The following is a 7,480-nucleotide window of genomic DNA, read 5'->3' as shown; positions in this document are numbered from 1 at the left end:
GGGCGAAGCTCGGCGCACCTGTTCCCCGAAGGAAATGCCCTCAAGACACCGCGGATTGCGCGGCGGAGCGGAAGGGGCCCCCGACCCCGCTCACCACCCAGGCGGTGGGGCTCCAGAATCCACCATCAAATCCTTGGGGCGGGGTCCGGGAGTCCTGGAGCGCAGCCCCGTACCGCCTCGACCGAACCGCGGCAGCGAGGCCGAAAGCGGTGATGTTCGGCGCGCCGGCTCCCTCGGCTACGCGGCCTCCGAACATCGCGGATTGCGGGGGCGGAGCGCAAGGGCTCCCGGACCCTGCTTGCCACCCAGGTGGTGGATCGTGGGGCTCACTCCGCCTTGACACCCGAGCGCTGTTTTCGTTAGCGTATTGTGTTCCTTTCCGCGCACTTCCCGCCCGGAGGTCCCATGCTCCACGACGTCATCCCCTTCGGCCTCACCTTCGATGACGTGCTGCTCCTGCCCTCCGCGTCCGAGGTGCTTCCCGATCAGGTGGACGTGAGCACGTGGCTCACCCCCAACGTTCGCTTGAACATTCCCCTCCTGAGCGCGGCCATGGATACGGTGACCGAGGCCCGCACGGCCATCGCCATGGCGCAGGAGGGCGGCATCGGGATCATCCACCGCAACCTCACGGTGGAGGAGCAGGTTGCCGAGGTGGACAAGGTGAAGAAGTCCGAGGCCGGGATGATCGTCGATCCCATCACGATCCGGCCCGACCGCAAGGTGGCCGAGGCGGTGGAGTTGATGACGCGGTATCGGATCAGCGGGGTCCCGATCACCGACGAAGAGGGTCGGCTGGTGGGCATCCTGACCAACCGGGATCTGCGCTTCGAGCGCAACCTGGAGCGGCTCGTGAGCGAGGTGATGACCAAGAAGAACCTCGTCACCGTGGCGCCGGGCACCACCCTGGAGCAGGCCAAGGAGCTTCTCCACGAGCACCGGATCGAGAAGCTTCCCGTGGTGGACGACGCGTTCGTCCTCCAGGGGCTCATCACCATCAAGGACATCGAGAAGGCCCGCAAGTACCCGAGCTCGTGCAAGGACCCCATGGGGAGGCTGCGGGTCGGGGCCGCGGTGGGGGTCGGGGCCGACCGGGACGCGCGGGTGGAGGCGCTGCTGAGGCACGGGGCGGACGTGATCGCGGTCGACACGGCCCACGGCCACTCCAAGATGGTGCTCGACGCCGTGCGGGCCATCCGGTCCCAGTGGCCCGAGGCCCAGATCCTGGCCGGGAACGTGGCGACGGCCGAGGCCACCTTGGCCCTCATCGATGCGGGCGCCGACGCGGTGAAGGTGGGGGTGGGCCCGGGCTCCATCTGCACCACCCGGGTGGTGGCCGGCGCCGGCGTGCCCCAGGTGACCGCCGTGGCCGAGGCGGCCCGGGTGGCGGCGCCCAAGGGCGTGCCGGTGGTGGCCGACGGGGGGATCAAGCACTCGGGCGACGTGACCAAGGCCATCGCGGCCGGGGCATCGGCGGTGATGATCGGGAGCCTGTTCGCGGGTACGGAGGAGAGCCCCGGAGAGCTGATCCTGTACCAGGGGCGCTCCTACAAGGTGTACCGGGGGATGGGTTCGGTGGGGGCCATGAAGAAGGGCAGCCGCGACCGGTACTTCCAGGGGGTCCGCGACGAGTCGGAGCTCGTCCCCGAGGGCATCGAGGGGCGGGTGCCCTACCGGGGCTCGGTCTCGGCCAACGTGTACCAGCTCGTGGGGGGAGTGCGGGCCGGCATGGGCTACACCGGCAGCCGCACCATCGACGACCTGCGAAACAACGCCCGGTTCGTCCAGATCTCCCCGGCCGGCCTCCGGGAGAGCCACGTCCACGACGTGATCATCACGAAGGAAGCTCCCAACTACCGCGTAGAGGCGGGGTGACGGGTGACGGGTGACGGGTGACGCGGGTGTGAGACGTGGTCTTCCCAGCGCCACAGCCAACGGCTTTCACGGGATGCGCGAGACGTGAAATGTGAAATGTGAAATGTGAAGCGGGGCCCAACCCGCAACACGCAACGAGCGACCCGCAAACTCCAACTGACAACTGACCACGGACAACTGACAACCGCCATGCCCGACATCCACGACCAGAAGGTTCTGATCCTCGACTTCGGGTCCCAGTACACCCAGCTCATTGCGCGCCGGGTGCGGGAGAGCCGGGTGTACTGCGAGATCCACCCCTGCACGCTCTCGCTGGAGCAGATTCGGGGGTTCGGGGCCCGGGGGATCATCCTCTCCGGCGGCCCGTCGAGCGTGTATGACCCCGGCGCGCCCCTGGCGGATGCGGGGCTCTTCGAGCTCGGGGTTCCGGTGCTGGGGGTCTGCTACGGCATGCAGCTCATGACCCACTTGCTGGGCGGACGGGTGGCCCGGGGGCTCCAGCGGGAGTACGGCCTGGCGCACCTCACGGTGGACGAGCCCGCGGGCATCCTCCGGGGCTTCGGCGGGGGGCCGGTGCCGGTGTGGATGAGCCACGGGGACCGGATCGAGGCGCTGCCTGCGGGCTTCCGGCCGCTGGCCCACAGCGACAACTCCCCCGTGGCCGCCATGGCCCACGGGGAAAAGCCCTTCTACGGCGTCCAGTTCCACCCCGAGGTGGTCCACACCCCCCGGGGCACCGAGATGCTGGAGAACTTCCTCTTCGGCGTATGCGCCCTGGAGCCCACCTGGACCATGGGCTCGTTCATCGAGGCCTCGGTGGCGGAGATCCGGGCCAAGGTGGGCGACGGGCACGTGATCTGCGCCCTCTCCGGGGGCGTGGACTCCTCGGTGGTGGCCCTGCTCCTCCACCGGGCGCTGGGCGACCAGCTCACCTGCGTCTTCGTGGACAACGGGGTGCTGCGCAAGGGAGAGGCCGAGAAGGTGGTGCGCACCTTCCGGGACCACTTCCACCTGAACCTGCGCCACGTGGACGCGGCGGCCCTGTTCCTGGACAAGCTCCGGGGCGTCACGGACCCGGAGCACAAGCGCAAGATCATCGGCAACGAGTTCATCTACCTCTTCGAGCGCGAGGCCCGGTCCCTGGGCGACGTGGAGTGGCTCGCCCAGGGGACGCTGTACCCCGACGTGATCGAGAGCGTCTCGTTCAAGGGGCCGTCCGCCACGATCAAGAGCCACCACAACGTGGGGGGGCTCCCGGAGCGGATGCATCTCAAGCTCATCGAGCCCCTGCGGGAGCTCTTCAAGGACGAGGCCCGGGAAGTGGGCCGCGAGCTCGGGTTGCCCGAGGAGATCATCGGACGGCACCCCTTCCCCGGGCCGGGGCTCGCCATCCGCATCCTCGGCGAAGTCACGGCCGAGCGGCTCGAGGTACTTCGGGAAGCCGATGCCATCGTGCGCGACGAGATCGCCCGCGACGGGCTCCAGAAGAGCGTGTGGCAGAGCTTTTGCGTGCTCCTGCCGGTGAAGACCGTGGGGGTGATGGGCGACGAGCGCACCTATGAGGACGTGATCGCGGTGCGGTCGGTCAACTCCCTCGACGGGATGACCGCCGACTGGTCGCGCCTCCCCTACGAGGTGCTCGCCCGCATGTCAAACCGGATCATCAACGAGGTGCGCGGGGTCAACCGGGTGGTGTACGACATCTCGTCCAAGCCCCCCGCCACCATCGAGTGGGAGTAGGAGCCCCCGGTGCCCGCCGGCATCCCCCTGGTGCTCTCGGCCCCTTCGGGGGCGGGGAAGTCCACCCTGGTGCGGGAGGTGCGGAACCGGGTGGAGGCCCTGGGGTTCAGCGTTTCCCACACCACGCGTCCGCCCCGGGCGGGGGAAGCCGACGCAGTGGACTACCACTTCGTGGACCGGCCGGCGTTCGAGGCGATGGTCCGGGAGGGGGGCTTTGCCGAGTGGGCCGAGGTCCACGGGAACCTCTACGGGACGAGCCTCCCGGCCTTGCGGGCCCGGTTGGACCGGGGGGAAGACGTGCTCCTGGACATCGACGTCCAGGGCGCCCTTCAAATAGCCGAAAAGGTACCCGGGGCGGTGCTGGTGTTCGTGCTGCCCCCCTCCTGGGCCGAGCTGCGGCGGCGCCTCACCGGCCGGGGCCTCGACGCCCCCGACGTGGTGGAGCGCCGCCTGGCCAACGCCCGGGGCGAGCTGGAGCAGGCCCTGCGCTACGACTACCTGGTGGTGAACGACCACCTGGACCGCGCCGCCGACGAGCTGTGCAGCATCATCCGCGCCGAGCGCTGCCGCGCCGCAAGGCGAAGGGAGCGCGTGGAGGAGCTGTTGGCCGGTGAGGGGGGGTGATGCGTGAGACGTGAGACGTGAGGCGTGAAGCGTGAAGAGTGAAGAGTGAAGAGTGAAGAGTGAAGAGTGAAGAGTGAGATGTGGCGGGGGTTCCACCCATAGGTCCCATGCGTCCCATGGGTCCCATGCGTGGGCCGCCGCCGTTCCCCAACCCGCAACGAGCAACCCCCGACGAGCAACCCGCAACAACCAACGGAGCAATCAATGGCACGCGTAACCGTGGAAGACTGCCTCGACGTGATCCCCAACCGCTTTGCCCTGGCCATGGTGGCGGCCCAGAGGGCGAAGCAGCTCCTGCGGGGCGCGCCGGCCCTGGTCCAGAGCAAGAACAAGTTCATCGTGACCAGCCTGCGGGAGATTGCCGAGGGCAAGGTCACGCTCAAGGAGCGAGTGATCGGGAAAGACGCCGACTAGGCGGGCGGGTTTCTCACACCGGATGCACCGCCTCCACGAGATCGTCGAGAAGGTCCAGTCGTACCAGGGGGACCCCCGGCTCGAGGTCCTGCGCAAGGCCTACGTCGTCTCGGCGAAGGTCCACGAGGACCAGCTGCGCCTCTCGGGGGAGCCCTACCTGATCCATCCCCTGGCCGTGGCCGAGATCCTGGCCGACCTGCGCATGGACGAGGCCACGGTGGCCTGCGGCCTGCTGCACGACGTGATCGAGGTGGGGGCCGCCTCCCCGGCCTTCGTGCGGGAGCACTTCGGGGAAGAGGTAGCCTCCATCGTGGAGTCCCTGAGCCACCTCTCCAAGGTCACCTATTCCTCGCAAAAGCAAGAGCAGGCCGAGTACTTCCGCCGGCTGATCCTGGGCATGGCCAAGGACGTGCGGGTGGTGATGGTGAAGCTCGCCGACCGCCTCCACAGCATGCGCACCCTGGGCCACCTGCCTCGGCCCAAGCAGCTCCAGCTCGCCCAGGAAACCCTCGACATCTACGCCCCCCTGGCCAACCGCCTGGGCATCCACCGGTTGAAGAGCGAGCTCGAAGACCTGGGCCTTCGGTTCGCCATGCCCGACGTGTACGCCGACCTGGAGCAGAAGGTGGAGCGCAGGCTGGCGGAGCGGGAGAGCTACATCGCCGAGGTGACGGAGATCCTCGAGGGCCTCCTGGCCGAGAACGGCCTCCGGGGCGAGGTGAGCGGCCGGCCCAAGCACCTGTTCTCCATCTGGAGGAAGATGCAGGACCAGGGGATCGGCTTCGACCAGGTGTACGACCTGATCGCGTTCCGGATCATCGTCGGGGAGGTTCGCGACTGCTACGGGGCTCTGGGGGCCATCCACGGCCGGTGGACGCCCATCCCGGGGCGCTTCAAGGACTACGTGGCGCTCCCCAAGCCCAACCTCTACCAGTCCCTCCATACCACGGTCATGGGGCCCCAGGGCCAGCCCATGGAGGTGCAGATCCGCACGGAGGAGATGCACCGGATCGCCGAGGAGGGCATCGCGGCCCACTGGCGCTACAAGGAGAAGCGGGCCCAGGCCGGACCCGAGGATCGGGTGTTCGAGTGGCTGCGCCAGGTGGTGGACGCCCACAAGGACCTGGGCGACGCCCAGGAGTTTCTCGACAGCGTCAAGATCGACCTCTACCCGAACGTGGTCTTCGTCTTCACCCCGGCGGGGGAGCTGGTGGAGCTGCCTCGGGGCGCCACTCCCGTGGACTTCGCCTACGCGGTGCACAGCCAGGTGGGCGAGCAGTGCGTCGGGGCCAAGGTGAACGACCGGATGGTGCCCTTGAGCCACCGGCTCAAGAACGGCGACCGGCTGGAGATCATCACCTCCAAGCACCACACCCCCAGCGCCGACTGGCTGGAGTTCGTCCAGACCTCCAAGGCCCGCAACAAGATCCGCGCCTGGATCAAGACCCAGCAGCGCCAGCGCTCCATGGAGCTCGGACGCGAGCTCTGCGACCGGGAGTTTCGCAAAGCAGGCCACAGCCTGGCCAAGGCCCTCAAGGCCGGGGAGCTCGAGGCCCTGGCCCCCAAGTTCGGCCTCAACAAGGAAGAAGAGCTCCTGGAGGCGGTGGGCTACGGCAAGATCTCGGCCCGCCAGGTGCTCGGCAAGCTCTACCCCGATCTGGAGGAGCGGGAGGCCGAGGAGGTCAAGCGTCCCAAGAAGCCCCCCAAGGCGCCCAAGGGCATCGTCATCCAGGGCATCGGCGACGCCATGGTGCGGTTCGCCCGGTGCTGCAATCCCCTGCCGGGCGAAGCCGTGGTGGGCTTCGTGACCCGGGGTCACGGCATGACCGTCCACACGGCGGACTGCGCCAACGTGCGCAAGCTCGACCCCGAGCGCCGCATCGAGGTGGATTGGGGACGGGGCGAGGCGGCGGCCCACCCGGTGAAGATCCGGGTGGCCTGCGACGACCGCAAGGGCATCCTGGCCGCCATCACCCAGGCCCTGGCCGGCTTCGACGTCAACGTGGCCCGGGCCGACGTGCGCACCTGGGCCGCCGGCGAAGCCGAGTGCAACTTCGAGATCCTGGTGGAAGACATGGACCGCCTCCAGAAGATCCTGGCGGCCATCCAAGCCCTCAAGGGGGTGAACCGGGTGACGAGGGTGAAGACGTGAGATGTGAGGCGTGAAATGTGAAATGTGAGACGTGACGGGTCCGATCGGTCTGATGGGTCCGATCGGTCCGAAGCCGCGAGCCCAACCCCCAACCCACAACGGACCAACGCACATGAAGACCCAGATCGCGACCGACCGGGCCCCTGCGGCCATCGGGCCTTACAGCCAGGCCATTGCGGCCGGGCCCTACGTGTTCTGCTCGGGGCAGATCGCCCTGGATCCGGCCACGGGGCAGGTGGTGCCGGGGGGCATCGAGGCCCAGACGCGCCAGGTGCTGGAGAACTTGCGGGCCGTGTTGGTGGCGGCCGGGAGCGGGCTGGAGCTGGTGGTGAAGACCACGGTCTTCCTCGCGGATATGGGCGACTTCGCCGCCATGAACGGCGTGTACGCGTCCTACTTCGCAGACAGGCCCCCGGCCCGCTCCACGGTCCAGGCCGCTGCCCTGCCCCGGGCCGTGGCGGTGGAGATCGAGGCGGTGGCCCTGCGGGGCGAGGGGCCGGCCCTCGGGCTCCACGAGCTCACCCCCTGAAGGGGGCGTCCCGGTGACCCAGGCGCTCTTCCTCGTACTCCTCTTCGGCGTGGGGGCGCTCTCGGCCCTTCAGCCCCTGGTGAACGCCCGGCTGGCCCACCGGGTGGGGGGCGTCCTTCCGGCGGCCGCGGTCTCCTTTGCGGTGG

At 68.9% G+C, this 7,480-nt stretch carries 6 protein-coding genes; all 6 read left to right on the top strand.

Translation table 11 applies throughout. From position 1 onward, the window contains the following. Window positions 1-405: 405 nt before the first annotated feature. The 6 genes from guaB (at window position 406) to AB1578_20505 (ending at window position 7,334) form a co-directional block, all read left to right on the top strand. Window positions 406-1,875 (top strand): IMP dehydrogenase, encoded by a 1,470-nt coding sequence (gene guaB, locus AB1578_20530; GenBank protein MEW6490282.1) that lies wholly within the window; start codon window positions 406-408, stop codon window positions 1,873-1,875. 189 nt (window positions 1,876-2,064) lie between these two features. Beyond that, window positions 2,065-3,615, top strand: coding sequence for a glutamine-hydrolyzing GMP synthase (gene guaA / locus AB1578_20525; protein MEW6490281.1), 1,551 nt, complete (start codon window positions 2,065-2,067; stop codon window positions 3,613-3,615). 9 nt (window positions 3,616-3,624) lie between these two features. Then, window positions 3,625-4,239, top strand: a complete 615-nt coding sequence (gene gmk / locus AB1578_20520) for a guanylate kinase (protein MEW6490280.1) — start codon at window positions 3,625-3,627, stop codon at window positions 4,237-4,239. A gap of 204 nt (window positions 4,240-4,443) precedes the next feature. Beyond that, complete coding sequence (gene rpoZ, locus AB1578_20515; GenBank protein ID MEW6490279.1) at window positions 4,444-4,653, top strand: DNA-directed RNA polymerase subunit omega; 210 nt, start codon at window positions 4,444-4,446, stop codon at window positions 4,651-4,653. A 22-nt stretch (window positions 4,654-4,675) separates the two neighbouring features. After that, a complete protein-coding gene (locus AB1578_20510; protein ID MEW6490278.1) occupies window positions 4,676-6,805 on the top strand; it encodes a bifunctional (p)ppGpp synthetase/guanosine-3',5'-bis(diphosphate) 3'-pyrophosphohydrolase in 2,130 nt (709 codons plus the stop codon). A gap of 112 nt (window positions 6,806-6,917) precedes the next feature. Continuing rightward, complete coding sequence (locus AB1578_20505) at window positions 6,918-7,334, top strand: RidA family protein (protein ID MEW6490277.1); 417 nt, start codon at window positions 6,918-6,920, stop codon at window positions 7,332-7,334. Window positions 7,335-7,480 lie beyond the last annotated feature (146 nt).

This window comes from Thermodesulfobacteriota bacterium, from assembly GCA_040756475.1.
GTDB lineage: Bacteria > Desulfobacterota > Deferrisomatia > Deferrisomatales > JACRMM01 > JBFLZB01.
Note: the sequence above shows the minus strand (reverse complement) of the source record. Positions and strands in the feature narration are given on the sequence as shown.